This window comes from Heliomarina sp. (assembly GCF_052826185.1).
Genome location: NZ_JBRBUI010000016.1, coordinates 52,492 through 69,307, shown reverse-complemented (window position 1 = coordinate 69,307; position 16,816 = coordinate 52,492). Strand labels below are relative to the sequence as shown.

The 16,816-nt window shown below is 62.4% G+C and carries 14 protein-coding genes; 3 read left to right on the top strand and 11 right to left on the bottom strand.

Translation table 11 applies throughout. The features are described 5' to 3' along the window. Positions 1–31 precede the first annotated feature (31 nt). Positions 32–898 carry a CobW family GTP-binding protein gene (locus ACU0FH_RS03620; protein WP_446193388.1) on the top strand — a complete coding sequence of 289 codons (867 nt, stop codon included), beginning with the start codon at positions 32–34 and terminating at the stop codon, positions 896–898. Between the two features lie 242 nt (positions 899–1,140). On the opposite strand, the gene ACU0FH_RS03615 is transcribed toward ACU0FH_RS03620, so the two are convergent. From ACU0FH_RS03615 to ACU0FH_RS03565, 11 genes are all read right to left on the bottom strand, one after another. Continuing rightward, positions 1,141–2,811, bottom strand: a complete 1,671-nt coding sequence (locus ACU0FH_RS03615) for an ABC transporter permease (RefSeq protein ID WP_446193387.1) — start codon at positions 2,809–2,811, stop codon at positions 1,141–1,143. Positions 2,812–2,908: 97 nt separating this feature from the next. Further along, positions 2,909–3,796 carry a sulfotransferase domain-containing protein gene (locus tag ACU0FH_RS03610; RefSeq protein WP_446193386.1) on the bottom strand — a complete coding sequence of 296 codons (888 nt, stop codon included), beginning with the start codon at positions 3,794–3,796 and terminating at the stop codon, positions 2,909–2,911. Between the two features lie 305 nt (positions 3,797–4,101). Next, positions 4,102–4,824: an NAD(P)-binding domain-containing protein gene (locus ACU0FH_RS03605; protein WP_446193385.1), complete on the bottom strand. Its 723-nt coding sequence runs from the start codon at positions 4,822–4,824 to the stop codon at positions 4,102–4,104. Between the two features lie 158 nt (positions 4,825–4,982). Next, a complete protein-coding gene (locus ACU0FH_RS03600) occupies positions 4,983–6,200 on the bottom strand; it encodes a phenylacetate--CoA ligase family protein (protein ID WP_446193384.1) in 1,218 nt (405 codons plus the stop codon). A 60-nt stretch (positions 6,201–6,260) separates the two neighbouring features. Next, positions 6,261–7,097, bottom strand: coding sequence for an ABC transporter ATP-binding protein (locus ACU0FH_RS03595; RefSeq protein WP_446193383.1), 837 nt, complete (start codon positions 7,095–7,097; stop codon positions 6,261–6,263). Positions 7,098–7,176: 79 nt separating this feature from the next. After that, on the bottom strand, positions 7,177–8,460 hold the full coding sequence (locus ACU0FH_RS03590) for an ABC transporter substrate-binding protein (protein WP_238371874.1): 1,284 nt from the start codon (positions 8,458–8,460) through the stop codon (positions 7,177–7,179). Positions 8,461–8,586: 126 nt separating this feature from the next. Continuing rightward, entirely contained in the window at positions 8,587–9,663 is a 1,077-nt protein-coding gene (locus ACU0FH_RS03585) for a branched-chain amino acid ABC transporter permease (protein WP_238371875.1), read from the bottom strand. Next, positions 9,660–9,893: a hypothetical protein gene (locus tag ACU0FH_RS03580; protein WP_446193382.1), complete on the bottom strand. Its 234-nt coding sequence runs from the start codon at positions 9,891–9,893 to the stop codon at positions 9,660–9,662. The genes ACU0FH_RS03585 and ACU0FH_RS03580 overlap by 4 nt, the downstream gene beginning before the upstream one ends. A gap of 2 nt (positions 9,894–9,895) precedes the next feature. Beyond that, positions 9,896–10,882 (bottom strand): branched-chain amino acid ABC transporter permease, encoded by a 987-nt coding sequence (locus tag ACU0FH_RS03575; protein ID WP_446193381.1) that lies wholly within the window; start codon positions 10,880–10,882, stop codon positions 9,896–9,898. Positions 10,883–10,959: 77 nt separating this feature from the next. Beyond that, positions 10,960–11,778: an ABC transporter ATP-binding protein gene (locus ACU0FH_RS03570; RefSeq protein WP_446193380.1), complete on the bottom strand. Its 819-nt coding sequence runs from the start codon at positions 11,776–11,778 to the stop codon at positions 10,960–10,962. A gap of 91 nt (positions 11,779–11,869) precedes the next feature. Beyond that, complete coding sequence (locus ACU0FH_RS03565) at positions 11,870–13,843, bottom strand: AMP-binding protein (protein WP_446193379.1); 1,974 nt, start codon at positions 13,841–13,843, stop codon at positions 11,870–11,872. A gap of 237 nt (positions 13,844–14,080) precedes the next feature. Here ACU0FH_RS03565 and ACU0FH_RS03560 point away from each other — a divergent pair, with 237 nt between their 5' ends. Then, a complete protein-coding gene (locus ACU0FH_RS03560; protein ID WP_446193378.1) occupies positions 14,081–16,009 on the top strand; it encodes a PAS-domain containing protein in 1,929 nt (642 codons plus the stop codon). After that, positions 16,006–16,722, top strand: coding sequence for a response regulator transcription factor (locus tag ACU0FH_RS03555; protein WP_088632861.1), 717 nt, complete (start codon positions 16,006–16,008; stop codon positions 16,720–16,722). Before ACU0FH_RS03560 ends, ACU0FH_RS03555 begins: the two co-directional genes overlap by 4 nt. Positions 16,723–16,816 lie beyond the last annotated feature (94 nt).

Genomic DNA, 16,816 nt, shown 5'->3' with positions numbered 1-16,816 from the left:
GCACCTCCGGCACCTAGATAACGGACTTCGCATGCGTCTCCCCCTTACCATTCTCAGCGGCTATCTCGGCGCGGGAAAGACCACCCTGATCAACCGGCTTCTGGCCGAGGGTCACGGGCTGAACCTGATGGTGATCGTCAACGATTTCGGCTCGGTGAATATCGATGCCGCGCTGATTGCCGAGGCAACCGACCAGACCATCGCGCTGACCAACGGCTGCGTCTGCTGCTCGATGGAGGCCGATCTTTTCATGGCCCTGAACGCGGCGCTGGACCGTAACCCGCGACCCGACCACCTGATCGTCGAGGCCAGCGGCATCGCCGATCCTGCCGCCATTGCTGCCGCCGCAATTGCAGAACCCGAAATCGGCTACGGCGGCATCCTGACGCTGGTCGATGCGCTGAACATCGACGCCCAGCTTGCCGATCCGGAACTCGCCCCTCAGATCAGCCAGCAGATCGCGGCCGGGGATTTGACGCTGATCACCAAGACCGACAGCGCCCATCCCGATTTGATCGCTCGTCTGAGAGACCTCGGCGCGCGCAACCCCGCGCCGCTCGGCGACGTACCGCTCGCGCCGCTGCTGTTTGACATCGTGCCCCTGCCGCGCAGCCCCCGCCCCGCGCCGCACCCGGCCTATGCCGCTTGGCACCACGACAGCGACACGCCAATCAGCCGCGCCAAGATGGGCGACCGCCTCGCCGCCCGGCCCGAGGGTCTCTACCGGCTCAAGGGGACGGTGTTGACGGACGACGGCGCCTACCGGATCCACGTGACCGGCCAGCACGTCGAGGCGAAACGCACTCGCGCCGAGCGCACGAACCTCGTCGGCCTCGGCCTCGCCAGCCGGATCGATGCGGCAGAGATCGAGGCGTGGTGGCAGGGCGGGACGGTCTAACCGGGTTCGCCGGATAAGGGGTAGGGCAGCGCCCGACCCTGGGTGGGCGCCGGAACCTCGCGCCACGCATACACCTCGCCAAAAGCGGCCCATTGCCTGCCAATCGCACCGTTGCAATGCGCCCTCCCGGGGGGTGGGTCGGGCGCGGCCCGGGCTTTCAGCCCGCGCCAACAGAAAAATTGCGCATAACGGCTCGGGCGCGCCCCTAATCTAACCTGTCGTGCAGCCCTGCAATAGAGTAACTACCGTCGCCGCCCCACCTGACGACAGATCAGGATCACCGGCAGCAACCCCATCGCGACGATCACCAGCGACGGCACCGCCGCGCCCTCCAGCCGTTCGTCGCTGGCCAACCGATAGGCCTGCACCGCCAGCGTGTCATAGTTGAACGGCCGCATGATCAGCGTCGCGGGCAATTCCTTCATCACATCGACGAAGACGATCAGCAGCGCCGTGAGCAGGCTCGGCGTCAGGATCGGCAGATGCACCCGGCGCAGCGTGCCCATCGGCGTCTGCCCCAGCGACCGCGCCGCCGCGTCCATGTTCACATGCACCGTGCTCTGCCCGCCCTCATAGGCCCCCAGCGCCGCCGCAAGGAAGCGCACCATATAGGCCCCGACCAGCAGCCAGATCGACCCGGTCACCAAAAGCCCGGTCGAATAATCGAACCGCGCCCGCATCCAGGCATCCAGCGCATTATCGAACGCGGCAAAGGGCACCATCAGCCCCACCGCGATCACGCCACCGGGCACCGCATAACCCAGCCGCGCGATATAGCCCGCAACCGAAGAAATCTTGCCCGGCCGTAGCCGCTGATAGAACCCGACGATCACAGCCGCGCCCACCGTCACCGCCGCCGCCACGCTCGCCAGTGTCAGCGAATTGGAGATGAACCCGATATAGCGCCGCGACAGCAGATCCTGCTCGGAATCGATCCCCATCGCAAAGAGCGCCACCGTCGGCACCAGAAAGCCAAACACCACCGGAAAGGCGCAGATCACCACCGACGCCCAGGCCCGCCAGCTCGTCAGCGCCTCGGGCGGCATGGTCACATGGGCCTTGCCCGCATGGTGATATCGCGCACGCCCGCGCTGAATCCGCTCGCTCAGCGCCAGCAGCAGGGCGAAACTCAGCAAACAAAGCGCCAACTGCGCCGCCCCGGCCCGGTCCGCCATGGAGAACCAGCTGGTATAGATGCCCGTGGCAAAGGTCTGCACGCTGAAATAGGCCACGGTGCCAAAATCAGCGATAGTCTCCATCACCGCCAGCAGCACGCCCCCGGCAATCGCTGGCCGCGCCATCGGCAGGCTGACCCGCAGAAAAGCCGAGAGCGACGAATGCCCCAGCGTCCGCGCCGCCAGAAACGCGGCCGAGCTTTGTTGCAGGAACGCCGCCCGCGCCAGCAGGTAGACATAGGGGTAAAGCACCAGCACCAGCATGGTCGCCGCGCCGCCCATGCTCCGGATCTCGGGGAACCAGTAATCGCGCGGCCCCCAGCCGGTCACATCCCGCAGGGTCGATTGAACGATGCCCGGATGATCCAGCAGATAGGTATAGGCATAGGCCATCACATAGGCCGGAAACGCCAATGGCAGCACAAGCGCGACCTCGAACAGCCGCACGCCGGGAAAGCGAGTCATCGTCACCAGCCAGGCCGACCCCACCCCAAGACAGAACGTTCCCACAGCCACCAGCAGCACCAGCACCAGCGTGTTCAGCGCATAGCGCCCCAGAACAGTGTCGATCAGATGCTGAACCGTATCGGTCCCGCCGGTCAGCGCCGCCAGCGCCACCGCCAGCATCGGCAAGAGGCAGGCCCCAGCCACCACGCAGGACGCCCAGCCCAGCAGCCTCGGCCCGGTTTCGCGCCGGTGGTGGCTGCCATGGTCGGCATATGATCGCGTATCGCTCAAACAGGCCCCCGGAGCAGATGGTGTCAATGTAAGCAAGGCACAGCGTGTAGCAGACAGCCCCGGTTAGGCAAGGGTCAGAGGCGATCACCAGCCGGCCTCAGCCGGACGGTATGCCTGCCGAGCCATATTCCAGCCACGCCCGCTCCTCGGGCGTAAGGCTTTCCGCCATCATCGCGTCATAACGCGCGATCTCATCACCGCTCAGCACATCCGCCCACTGGCCATTGCTGCCGCTGTGAAAAAACGCCCTGTCCGATTTGAAGAACCCCTTGCCGCCCGACGGAGCGAACCGCTCGGCGTTGGCCCTCATGTTGCCGAATGTCGCGGCACGGACAAGCTGCGCCATGGTCTCAGCACTGTGCGATATGTCCAAGAGTCCGGCGACCTTCGCGAAAGTCCCCTCCAGATCGCGCCTCATATCAGCAAAATGAAACAGGGTGACGTTGGGCCGGTCGGCCAGCGCGATAGCGGCACTGTAGTGCCGCAGGATATGGGCAAGCGGCGCCGCATCCATATCAAACCCCTCCGTCCCGCCGTCCAGAAACCGGCGAAAGGCGAGCCCGTCCGGATCGTCCTCGGGAAACCAATGAGCATAGAAGGTGATCGGCATGTTGTGCATATGCCTGCGGTTGGACAGATGCGCGTCGAGCGGATGGCGAAACACGCAGATATACTGTGCCTGATCGTCCAGCGGCAGCCCATCCATCGGCGTGTGGCTCTTCATGCTGCGCCGATGGGTCATCCCCTCCAGCCGCTCCACCACCTCCTCGAGGTCGCGCAGCCGGATATCGACCCATGGCATCCGGATCGACAGCTCTGTCTCAACTTCGGGGTCGCCGGAAAACAACAGGGCAATGATCGTCTGCATCCACGTGGTGCCGCATTTCGGCGGGGTCACCACGATCACGTCATCCGACCGGATCACTACCCTGTCCCAGCGCCGATTATCGGTAAGCGGGCCGAGGTAAAGCTTTCGCTGCGTCATTTCCGACCTCGTTTGCATGCGGCGGGATCAGGAGAAACGGAGCTCCTCCGTAAGGTAACACAAAACAGCGCCCGTGATCACGAAACACCGCAAGCTCTCTGCGCGGGCAACACGCGCAGGACGCGCCAGATGAGACTGCCGACAGCCAATGGTATCGAGTTTCGTCAACCGCATCGTGCGACAAACAGCCCGGCTTGGGCAAAAAGCCAGACGACAGCTCAACTCCAATCAAACCATGGCCGCCTTTCGGATTTCGCCTCCGCTGCGTTCAACAAAACAAACTTCTCCCACGGCGAAAACACGGCTCAAGCCATCTTGCTAAGACCGTCCCTGAGCGCCTTTGTCATACCCTGAGCTTCCATATGAAGCCGAAGTCTCTGATTAAAGCCATCCGGCGTATTGAGCGCCTCGATCAGCGGACCACACGCGGTCGTCGACAGGTTTGATGCCACCAACTCTCTGAGAAATGCTTCGCCCTGGGTTTCGTCCGCGACCCTTTCCCCAAGCCAGACCGCAGCATCGCTGACCATGCGCGCGACAGGGGATAGAACAGCCTGCGCGCAAAGATAGGCGGCCATTTCATCGGCATCCCGCACGGGATAAATACTGTTGCGTGCTCCGAAAATCTCCGTGACGATCTTGGTGTCCCCGCACATCATGATAGGAGTCCCGCCCCTTGCAATGCCGGGAAACGGCATCATCTGGGCAACCACGCGCGCCGGTCGAACCAAGGCGTCTGCCTCCTCAAGCGACGCACCGGCCATGAAACTTATCGCGACCTGTCCTTCTCGAAACGCCAGAGGTCCAAGAACATCTGGTGCGACTTCGGCCATCAAACCCAAGAACAGAACGTCGCTTGCATCCACAACCCCCTGATTGTCAGCGATCTGAACATTACCATGGGCTTCAGCGAGAGAAGATGAGTGATGAACGCTGCGCTCGGAAACAGTGATGTCGTGCCCATCCTCGGCAATGCCTTCCACCGCCGCACGGGCAATCGTTCCACACCCGATCACGCCAATACGCATGTCTTCCCTCCTAGTGACCTCACCCGAAATCGACCCTTGCGCGGATCGTAACATTCGTCACGACGGGCGCGGCGCGGGCCTCTCGCCATCCCGGAAAGAGGGTCCGCGAAAGGATCGAAAGGACCGATGCGACAGGGACGGCCCCCGGCGCGGTCCCCCTAGTCGTATTTCCGCTGATCCTCGATCACCAGCCCGTCATTCGGCAGGCTGCCCGGCGCGACCACCTCGACGATGCCGCGCATCTTCAGCACAGAGGCGACGGATTCGTCGTAATTGGTTCGCTTGTCGCTGGATTCGATCTGAACCGTCAGCGTATCCATCTCACCCACGCGGCGGGCGATCACCCGCGCCTTGGACACTTCGGCGTGTTTGGCGACCAGCGCGGCAACCTGTTCGGGGCGGATGAACATGCCCTTGACCTTGGTGGTCTGATCGGCCCGGCCCATCCAACCCTTGATGCGCATATTGGTCCGCCCGCAGGGTGAAACCCCCGGCATCACGGCGCTCAGATCGCCGGTAGCGAAACGGATCAGCGGATAGTCGTGGTTCAGCGTCGTCACGACGACCTCGCCCACTTCTCCCGGCTTCACCGGCTTGCCGGTGCCCGGGGTCACGATCTCGACGATCACCCGCTCATCGACGATCAGCCCCTCCATCGCCTCGCTTTCATAAGCGACATTGCCAAGATCGGCGGTGGCATAGGATTGCAGGCAGCTGATCCCACGATCCGCATATTCCTGCCGCAGCGACGGGAACAATGCGCCGCCGCCAACCGCCGCCTTGCTGATCTTCAGCTTGACGCCCATCTCCTCGGCCTTGTCGAGGATCACCTTCAGGTAATCGGGCGTCCCGGCATAGGCGGTCGTACCCACGTCCCGCGCCGCGGTCACCTGCAGTTCCGTCTGGCCGGTCCCGGCGGGCAGCACCGCCGCCCCGACCGCCCGCGCGCCGTTTTCGAACATCATGCCCGCCGGGGTGAGGTGATAGCCGAAACAGTTGTGAACGATGTCCTTCTTGCCGATCCCGGCGGCAAAAAGTGCGCGGCCAAAACCCCACCAGTCCTTGCCGATCATCCCCGGTTCATAGATCGGGCCGGGCGACTGGAAGATATGCGAGTATTTGTTGACGGCGTGCATCGCGAACCCGCCAAACGGCGGCGTCTTGGCCTGCGCCTTGGTCAGGTCCGACTTGCGCAGCACCGGCAGTTTCGACAGCTCCTTGACCGAGGTGATCTCGCTTGCATCGACATCCTTCAGCGTCTTGGCATAGCCGGGGAGGCTTTGAGCCTGCCCGATCTGTACCTGCAAAGCGCCGCCGATATCCGCCGCGCGCTCATCCTTGGACCGCGTCTCAAGCGTATCATAATACCCCGTCATGGCATCTCTTCCGTGTCAATATACCTGTTACGACCCGGACCCCGGGTCACTCAACATAACTCAGCTCAGCCATCTCTTGCGTCTACGATAGGACCGCACGTCGCGGAACGACTTGCGTCCTTCGTCCGACATGCCAAGGTAAAACTCCTTGACGTCGGGATTCTCGCGCAGGGCCTTGGCCGCACCATCCATCACTACGCGACCGGATTCCAGAATATAACCGTAATGTGCAAAGCGAAGTGCCACATTCGTGTTCTGCTCTGCCAAAAGAAACGTCACCCCTTCCTGCTCGTTCAAGTCCTTGACGATGCCAAAGATTTCCTCGACCAGCTGCGGCGCCAGCCCCATGCTCGGCTCGTCCAGCAGGATCGTTTCGGGGTTGGCCATCATCGCCCGTCCGATGGCACACATCTGCTGTTCCCCGCCTGAGGTATAACCCGCCTGACTCTTGCGGCGTTCCTTGAGACGCGGGAAATAGGCGTAAACCTTTTCAAGCGAGGCATTCTGCTCGGCCTTGCTGTCCTTGCGGGTATAGGATCCGGTCAGCAGGTTCTCCTCGATGGTCAGGTGCTCGAAACAATGCCGCCCCTCCATCACCTGAATCACCCCCTTGCGCACGATCTGCGCCGGGTCCGCGTGCTGCATCGGCTCTCCACGGTAACGGATCGACCCCTTGGTCACCTCGCCCCGTTCCGACGCCAACAACCCCGACACCGCCTTGAGCGTCGTCGTCTTGCCCGCGCCATTCCCGCCCAGCAGCGCCGTGATGCCGCCCTTGGGCACCTTCAGGCTCACGCCTTTCAACACGAGGATCACGTGGTTGTAGATCACCTCGATATTGTTGATCTCCAGCAGGGTATCCTGAAGCGTCTCTTGCGCATTCGCCGTATCGAGCATTCTCACAGATCCTCAAAATTCCAAGCCCCTCGCCGGGGTCAAAAAGGTGCGGCGACACGGGGCCGCCGCACCAGTCAGATCAATCGCACCCAGGTGTGATGTTGTTTTCCGACGCATAGGCCGAGGAATCTTCCTCGATCAGCGCGCTGATCACTTCCTGATCGGTGTCGATATAGTCGGTGATCATGTTCCACTCACCGGCTTCGGCATCCCATTGCGCCACCGCACCACGGCCGTCGCCGCCATGGTTTTCACAGGACGCCGCGAATTCCGGGCCGAAATTCGGCAGGCCCAGCGATTCCATCTTGGCTTCGTCGATCACCAGCGCCTCCATCCCGTCGCGCATCATCGCGGGCGTGATGTCCTTGGTGCCGTGGATCTCCTGCGCGGTCTTGGCGGCTTCTGCAGCCAGCATCGCCGCATACATGCCACGGTTGTAAAGCGCGGTACCAAGCTGATCGCCCGCACCAGCGGCCTTGCCCGCATCGACCACATATTTGCGCAGGTCATCGTAAAGCGGGTAATCGTCGCCAAGGTTATGGAAGGTCAGCGCCTTGTAGCCATCGGCACCGGCGCCCGCAGGCAGCACGTCATTCTCGGACCCGGACCACCAGATGCCGATGAAATTCTCCATCGGGAACCGGATGTTCACCGCCTCCTGAATCGCGACCGAGTTCATCACACCCCAGCCGTACATGATCACGTAATCCGGACGCTCACGACGCACCTGAAGCCACTGTGACTTCTGCTCCTGACCCGGGTGATCCACCGGCAGCAGCATCAGCTCATAGCCATGCTTCTTGCCAAGCTCTTCCAGCGTGCGGATCGGCTCTTTGCCGTAAGCCGAGTTGTGATAGACCAGCGCGATCTTCTTGCCGGACAGGTCGCCGCCGTTCTGCTCAAGCAGGTGCTTGATCGCGACCGAGGCCCCATCCCAGTAGTTGGCCGGGTAGTTGAAGATATTGCGGAACACTTCGCCGTTCTTGGCCGAGGTGCGGCCGTAGCCCATCGAGTGGACCGGGATACCATCCGCTGTCGCCTTTGGAATCAGCTGATAGGTGATGCCCGTCGACAGAGGCTGATACACCAGCGAGCCTTCGCCCTTGGTGGACTCGTAGCATTCCACGCCTTTTTCGGTGTTATAGCCGGTTTCGCATTCGATCACCCGTACCGGCACACCGCCGATCCCGCCGTCGCGTTCGTTCAGCAGGGTAAAGTAATCCTCGTAGCCGTCCGCAAAGGGAATACCGTTCGCGGCATAGGCCCCGGTACGATAGCTCAGCGACGGGAACACGAGGTCCGCCATCACCGGCCCCGCGGCCATCACGGCGCCCAGCGCCAGCGTCGTCAGTCTAAGTTTCATCGGGTCTTTTCCTCCCATGTGGTTTTGTCCGATGGTTCACGGGGTTGACCCCCGCTTGTCCTTCGCCGCCCCGATCGGGGTCGGCATGTGGTGCGGGGCTCGCTCCTCTCACCCCGCGCCCGCCCCCTAGTGGGGGAAGGGCCACAATCTCAGTTTCTCCTTGGCCACGCGCCAAAGCTGCGCCAGCCCGTGCGGCTCGAGGATCAGAAACGTGATGATCAGCCCGCCGACGATCAACAATTGCAGATGCGCCACGATGTCGGTCGGCCATCCCAGCATATCCGCCCCCACGACCTTGAGCACGACTGGCAAAAGCACGAGGAACGCCGCCCCCGCAAAGGATCCGAAAATCGAGCCCAGACCCCCGATGATCACCATGAACAGCACAAGGAAGGATTTCTGGATGCCAAATGCCTCGCCGACCTCGACCGCGCCAAGGTAAACCGCAAAGAACAGGGCCCCGGAAATCCCGACGAAAAAGGACGAAATCGCAAAGGCGGTCAGCTTGGCCCGCAGCGGGTTCACCCCGATGATCTCGGCGGCAATGTCCATGTCGCGGATCGCCATCCACGTCCGCCCCAGCGTGCCCCGCGTCAGGTTCCGCGCGATGATCGCCGATCCGGTAAGGAAAACGAGACAGAAAAGATAGGTCGCCCAGGCCTCGGTATTCGGTCCCGTCACCTCGATGCCGAACAGCGTGCGTTCCGGCGCGGAAATCTGGCCCGAGGCGGAATAGTTGTAAAACCAAGGCACCCGGTTGAACAGCCAGACAAGAAAGAACTGCGCCGCCAGCGTCGCCACCGCAAGGTAGAAGCCCTTGATCCGCAGGCTAGGCAACCCGAAAAGCACCCCGACCCCGGCGGTGATCAGCCCCGACAGGATGACGTGGAAAAAGATGTTCACATCCGGAAAGGCGGTCATCAGCTTGTAGCAGGCATAAGCCCCCACTGCCATGAACCCGCCGGTGCCAAGGCTCACCTGCCCGCAATACCCCGTCAGAATGTTCAGCCCGATCGCCGCGATCGCGTAGATCAGGAACGGCAGCAGGATCGCATTTGCCCAGTAATCGTTGATGACAAAGGGCACGACCAGAAAGGCCACCGCCAGCACAAGGTAATACCGATACCGGTCGAACTTGATCGGAAAGGTCTGGCTGTCCTCGACATAGGTCGAGCTGAAATCACCGGCTTCGCGATAGATCATTTGTCAGCCTCCTGCATTGGCATGGCGCCCCGGTTGGGCGCACGGGCAAACCCGATCTCCTCGCTGTGCCGCGCCAGCCAGATCCACGCCAGTACGCCCAGCCCGGCGCCAAAGGCCGCCAGAACCGCCGCCGTCAGCACCTGCCCCTCACCCGCCGTCAGCGCGAGATAGCCAAAGACCCAGAACCCCGACCAGGCCACCACGTTCACGATTGCTACCAGTTTGGCCATGCTCATACCCTCTCGATGATCTTTTCGCCGAACAGCCCCTGCGGCCGGAACACAAGGAAGACCAGCGCCAGCACATAGGCAAACCAGTTCTCCGTCGCCCCGCCCAGCGCAGGCCCCAGCAGGAATTCGAACAGCTTCTCGCCCACCCCGATGATCAGCCCGCCGACAATGGCCCCGGGGATCGAGGTGAAACCGCCCAGCATCAAGACCGGCAGCGCCTTGAGCGCGATCAGCGAAAGCGAGAATTGCACCCCCGACTTCGCGCCCCACATGACCCCTGCGACCAGCGCCACGAACCCGGCCAGCGACCAGACAAGCACCCAGACGAAGTTGAGCGAGATCCCGACCGACAGCGCGGCCTGGTGGTCATCCGCCACCGCGCGCAAGGCCCGCCCCTCGCGGGTGTACTGGTTGAAAGCCATCAGCGCGATCACCAGCACCCCGGCGATTATCGTCGCCACGATGTCGAGATTGTCGATGAAGAAGCCATAACCGAACATGTCATAGGTGATCTGGTCGATGGTCTCGTTGATTCCTTGGGGCAGCCCGACGTCGAGGGTCTTGATCTCAGACCCCCACATCAGATCCGACAAGCCTTCAAGGAAATAGGCAAGCCCGATGGTCGCCATGAACAGGATGATCGGCTCCTGGTTGACCAGATGCCGCATGACCAGACGCTGCACCAGCCAGGCCAGCACGATCATCACCAGCACGGTCACCAGTATCGCGAGCAGCGCGGGCACATGCCAGCCGAAATGATGCAGATCCGTGCCCAAAGTGGCGTTGATCAGATGGCTGAACGGCACCTGCCCGTCCATGATCCCGACCAGCGTGGCCGCCGCAAACAGGGCCATAACGCCTTGGGCATAGTTGAAAATCCCGCTGGCCTTGAAGATCAGCACAAAACCAAGGGCGACCAGCGCGTAAAGCACGCCGGCCATAAGCCCGTTCAGCGTGACCTCCATCGCGAATAAAAGCTGATCAGGCATCACACCCTCCCCCGCCGCCAAATTTCTTCACAGAAATTTCCCAAAAATTATGGAAAATTTTTGCCGTCTCACCCCGATCAGTCATGCGCCACCCCCAGATAGGCGTCGATCACATCCTGATTGTTGCGCACCTCGTCCGGCGGGCCATCGCCGATCTTCTTGCCGTAATCCATCACCACAACCCGGTCGGACAGATCCATTACCACGCCCATGTCATGTTCGATCAACGCGATCGTCGTGCCGAACTCGTCGTTCACATCAAGGATAAAGCGGCTCATGTCCTCCTTCTCCTCGACATTCATCCCCGCCATCGGCTCGTCGAGCAGCAGGATCGTCGGCTCCGCCGCTAAGGCCCGCGCCAGCTCGACCCGTTTCTTCAATCCGTAAGGCAGCCGCGCCACTGGCGTCTTGCGAATATGCTGGATCTCGAGAAAATCGATGACCCGCTCCGCCACTTCGCGGTTGGCCACCTCCTCATGCTCCGCCTTCCCCTTCCAGAGCATCTGCGACAGGATCGATGGCTTCATATGGGTCAGCCGGCCACACATCACGTTGTCCAGAACGCTCATCCCCTCGAACAGCGCGATGTTCTGAAAGGTCCGCGCAATGCCCTGCCGCGCCACCTCATAGGGTTTCATCTGCGGCCGCTGCGCGCCCTTGTACCAGACCTCGCCCTCCGAGGGCGTATAGAACCCGGAAATCACGTTCAGCATCGAGGATTTCCCCGCCCCGTTCGGCCCGATGATCGCGCGGATCTCACCCTCGCGGATGTCAAAGGAAATATCCTGGATCGCCACCACCCCACCGAACCGCAGGGTGATATTCTTCATCTCCATCACCACGCCGCCGATGGTGCGCCCATCCGCCGTCACGTAACTGTCAGCCGTATCCTTCACGCGCGACCTGCCCTTCTTTTCGTTCCAAATACGGCCGCCGGAGGCTCCCCCGCCCACCGCGCAACGCAGCATTCAACTGGCATGAAACCTCTCATTCCGCGGCCATCGACCGGGTCTTGACCGGCACCACCGCCGCTTCGCGGATCTCGAGCGTGGCCCGGATCGCCCCCTTGCGCCCGTCCTCATAGGTCACCTCGGTCTCGGTGCTGACCTTCTCGGACCCGTCGTAAAGTGCGGCGATGATATCGGCGAATTTCTCCTCGATGACGCGGCGGCGCACCTTGCGGGTGCGGGTCAGCTCGCCGTCATCCGCATCCAACTCCTTGTGCAGCACGACAAAGCGATGCACCTGGCAGCCCGCCAGCATCGGGTCTTCCGCGACCGAGCGGTTGACCTCCTCCACATGGCCCTGGATCGTATCCATGACCTGCGGATGGCGCGCCAATTCCTGATAGGACCCGTACCCGATATTATTGCGCTCGGCCCAGTTCCCCACCGCGCTCAGGTCGATATTGATAAACGCGGTACACTCCTCGCGCCCGTTACCAAACACGACGGCCTCAAGGATGTTTGGATAGAACTTCAGCTTGTTCTCGACGTATTTCGGCGCGAACAGGCTGCCATCGGCCATCTTGCCCACGTCCTTGGCCCGGTCGATGATCCGCAGATGCCCGGTATCCTCTTCGATGAACCCGGCATCTCCGGTGGCCACCCAGCCCTCGGCATCCTTGGTTCCCGCCGTGCTCTCGGCGTTCTTGTAATATTCCACGAAAACGCCGGGCGAGCGGTAGAAAACCTCGCCCTTCTCGTCCATCTTCAGCTCGACCCCCGGACAGGGTACCCCCACCGTGTCCGAGCGCACCTCTCCATCGGGCTGCGCGGTGATGAACACCGTGGCCTCGGTCTGGCCATATAGCTGCTTCAGGTTGATCCCCAGCGAGCGGTAAAAGTCGAAAATCTCCGGCCCGATCGCCTCCCCGGCGGTATAGCCGATGCGCACCCGGCTGAACCCCATTGTGTTCTTTAGCGGACCATAGATCAGCAGATCGCCCAGCCAGTACTTAAACCGATCCATGCCGCTCACCGGCTTGCCGTCAAGAATCGCCGGACCGACCTTGCGCGCATGCGCCATGCAGCGGTCGAACAGGCGCTTCTTGAACTTGGTCGCATCCTCCATGCGGATCATCACCGTGGTCAGCAGATTCTCGAAGACCCGCGGCGGCGCAAAGAAATAGGTCGGCCCGATCTCGCGCAGATCCTGCATCATCGTTTCGGCATTCTCCGGGCAGTTCACACAGAAGCCGGTCCAGTAACTCTGCCCCACCGAGAATATGAAATCCCCGACCCATGCCATCGGCAGATAGGCCAGCACATCGTCGCTCCGCACGAGGCTGTCGAATTCGACCGAGGCCCGCGCGCTTTCGATCACGTTGCGGTTGCTCAGCACCACGCCTTTGGGCTTTCCGGTCGTCCCCGAGGTGTACAGCATCACGCAGCGGCTGTCGTAATCCAGCTTTTCCTCGCGCGCCCGCAGGTCGGCCTCAAAGGTCGCCCGGTTCTCGCGGCCCTCCTCCTGCACCGCCCGATAGGCGTGCAGATGGGTATGGTCGTATTTCCGCAAACCCCGCGGGTCGAGGTAGATCATGTGCTCGAACTGGGTCAGCTGATCCTGGATTTCGATGATCTTATCGACCTGCTCCTGATCGCCGACCACCGCGAAACGCGCGCCGCAGTGATCCATCACATAGGCCATCTCCTCGGCGACCGAATCCTGGTAAAGCGGCACCGGCACCGCGCCCACCATTTGAGCCGCCACCATCGACCAGTATAGATACGGCCGGTTGCGCCCGATGATCGCGATGAAATCGCCTTCTTTCACACCGAGTTTCAGGAACCCCAGCGCCAGCGCTTCGATTTCCTCTTCGGTCTGGGACCAGTTCCACGTCTGCCAGATTCCGAATTCCTTTTCGCGATAGGCCGGGGCCTTTCCGAATTCGGAAGCATTGCGGTGAAGAAGCGCCGGCACGGACAACAGCCCCCCGACACCTGCTTGCGTCTGCGACAAGATATTTCCTCCCTCACCGGTCTTGTTGGTACCGGTCTCCGTCCCGCCACGCCCGGGTCTCCTCCCCCGGATGCGGCGAAAGTCACCCTTACCCCCAAGTTTTACCTGAAATTTACCCAATCCTTACGAATTGTAACAAGCCCCGGCTATTTCATCGTCCTTCCGGGCGGCATTTCCGCCCTCTCGCGCTTGCCCCTGCGTCCTGCCTCTTTGCCCCGGTCGATCCCGGTGCTAGCCATGACCCAAGGGGAGATCATGCCGACGCATCTGAGCGACCAGACCAACAAATGGATGATGACCGCCGGGCTGAACCTGATCGCCCAGGCGCTCTCGATCTATGACAGTGACCTGCGGCTGGCGATCTGCAACCAGCCCTTCCGCACCATGTTCAACCTGCCCGATCATCTCGTCACCCCCGGTGCGCGTTTCGAGGATACGATCCGCCATCAGGTGGTATCGGGCGAATACGGCCCCGTCGATGACATCGAAGAAGCGGTACGCCGCCGGGTCGAACAGGCCCGCGCCTTTACCCCGCATTACATGGAACGCACCCGCGCAAACGGGCGCACCATCTCGGTCGAAGGCTCGCCCCTTCCGCAGGGCGGCTGGATCACCGTCTATACCGACATCACCCGAACCAAGCAGATCGAAACCCTGCTGCGCACCCGGTCCGAGGCGCTCTCGGGCCAGCTTCTCGCCCATGCCGAGGAGCTTTCCGCCACCAACCGCGAACTCGCCGCGACCAATACCGCTCTCGAGGAAACCAAGCGCCAGCTGACCGAGATCGAGGCCCGCACCCGCACGACGATGGAGATGATGCCCGCGCATATCGCCCATGTCGACCGCGAGGGGTTCTATACCTATTCCAACCGGCGGCTCAGTTCGGTCATTCCGGGCTGCCCCTCGGACATCATCGGCCAGCATATCGCGAGCGTGGTCGGACCGGCGAACTATCAGCGGATCGGCCCCAAGCTCGACATCGCTTATGGCGGCGAGAACCTTACTTTTGAATTCACCGAGAACCGCGACTCCCGGCGCATCCGCGTGGCGCTCACCGCCGATACGACCGGCGGACTGTTCATCCTGTCGATGGACGTGACCGAGGAAACACAGGCCCGCGCCGCCCTGCAACAGACCCGCCGCCGCGCCATCGCGGCACAGGTCACAAGCGGGCTGGCGCATGATTTTTCGAACCTTCTGACGATCATCCTCGGCATGCAGGAAAAACTCGCCCGCATGGACCTGCCCGATCAGGCGGCCGAGCTGATCGCCGCCACGCGCACGGCGGCCAATCGCGGCGGCCAGCTTTTGAACCGCATCGCAGACATGACCGTGTCGCGCACCCTGCGCCCGCAGGCCACCGACCTCGGCGCACTTTTGCAGGAGCTGCGCGTGCTGGCGACGCCCAGCCTGCCCGGCCCGGTCTCGCTCACCATCCTAGATCACAGCCCCGACACGCTGATGATGCTCGATCCCGGCATGTTGCAGGATGCGCTGCTGAACCTGATCCTGAACGCCCGCGACGCCTGTGGCACCACGGGCAGGATCACGCTTTCGGCACATGTGGTCGGACGGACATGGCTCGAGATCAAGATCAGCGATACCGGCCCCGGCTTTGCCCCCGAAGCACTGGAAAAGGCGGTTGAACCCTTCTTTACCACCAAGGGCGGCGAAGGCTCGGGGCTGGGGCTGCCGATGGTCTATGACATGGTGAAACTGGCGGGCGGCGACCTGACCCTGAACAACACCGATGACGGGGCCGAAGTGACCATGCGCCTGCCCTATCACGCCGCGCCCTCGGGCACCGGCGGGCTGGCGTTGCTGGTCGAGGATGGCGAGGATCTGAGGCCCTTGTTCCGCGACATGCTGATGGGTCTGGGGTTCTCTGTTATCGAGGCCACCTCGGCAGACGAGGCCGCCGCCCTTGCCGCCGATCTGCCCGATATCGTGCTGATGCTCTCTGATATACAACTTCAGGGATCGGGCACCGGTATCGACCTGCTCGACCGGGTGCAGGGCACCGGCCTGCCCACCGTGCTGATGACTTCGCTCCCGCCCGACGATCCGCTGCACGAAGCCGCAAGGCTGCGCGCGCCCGTGCTGCGCAAACCCTTTGACGCCGAGCAACTTGCCGCCCTTGTCCTGCCGAAAGCCGACCGAAAATGACCACGCCTTCTGACACCGCCCCGCTTGTCACCATCCTCGATGACGAGGCCGAGATCCGCCAGATGCTGACCGAGGTTCTGGAAGAGGCCGGTTTCCGCACCCAGAGCTTTGCCCGCGCTCGCGCCTTTGAAGCGGCGCTGAAACATGTCACCCCGGATGTCTGCCTTGTGGACTTGTCGCTGCCCGACAGCGACGGTCTGGCGCTGGTCCACCGGCTGGCGCTGGAACGCGGCGCGGCGGTGATCATCATCTCGGGCCGGGCGCAGGTACAGGACCGGGTGACCGGGCTGGAACTTGGCGCCGACGACTATATCACCAAGCCTTTCGAGCCTGCCGAGGTCATTGCCCGCATCCGCGCCCGCATCCGCACCGCACGCCCTGCCGCGCCCACCGGCAATACCGCCGGTTTCAACGGCTGGACCGCGCATTTCGACAGCTACGTGCTTGAGGACGAGACCGGCGCAGAGACCCCGTTTTCCCATGCCGAGGCCGAAGTGCTGCGCATGTTCCTTGAAAGCCCCAAACGGCTGATCTCACGGGCGCAGATGCAGGAAAGCCTTGGCGGCGCGGCTGGCGAAAGTTTCGACCGGGCCATGGACGTCCGCATCTCGCGCCTGCGCACCAAGCTGCGCGAAGACCCCAAGAACCCGCGACTGATCAAGACGATCTACGGCGCGGGGTATATCTTTCTCGGGGATGTACACTGGCGGTGACGTAACCGGCGGCAGCGTCTGAAGCGGCGGTCGGATTTTGGATATTTTAAGACCCAAAGAAGAGGGATGTTTGCGCACCATCGATGCCGCAGCG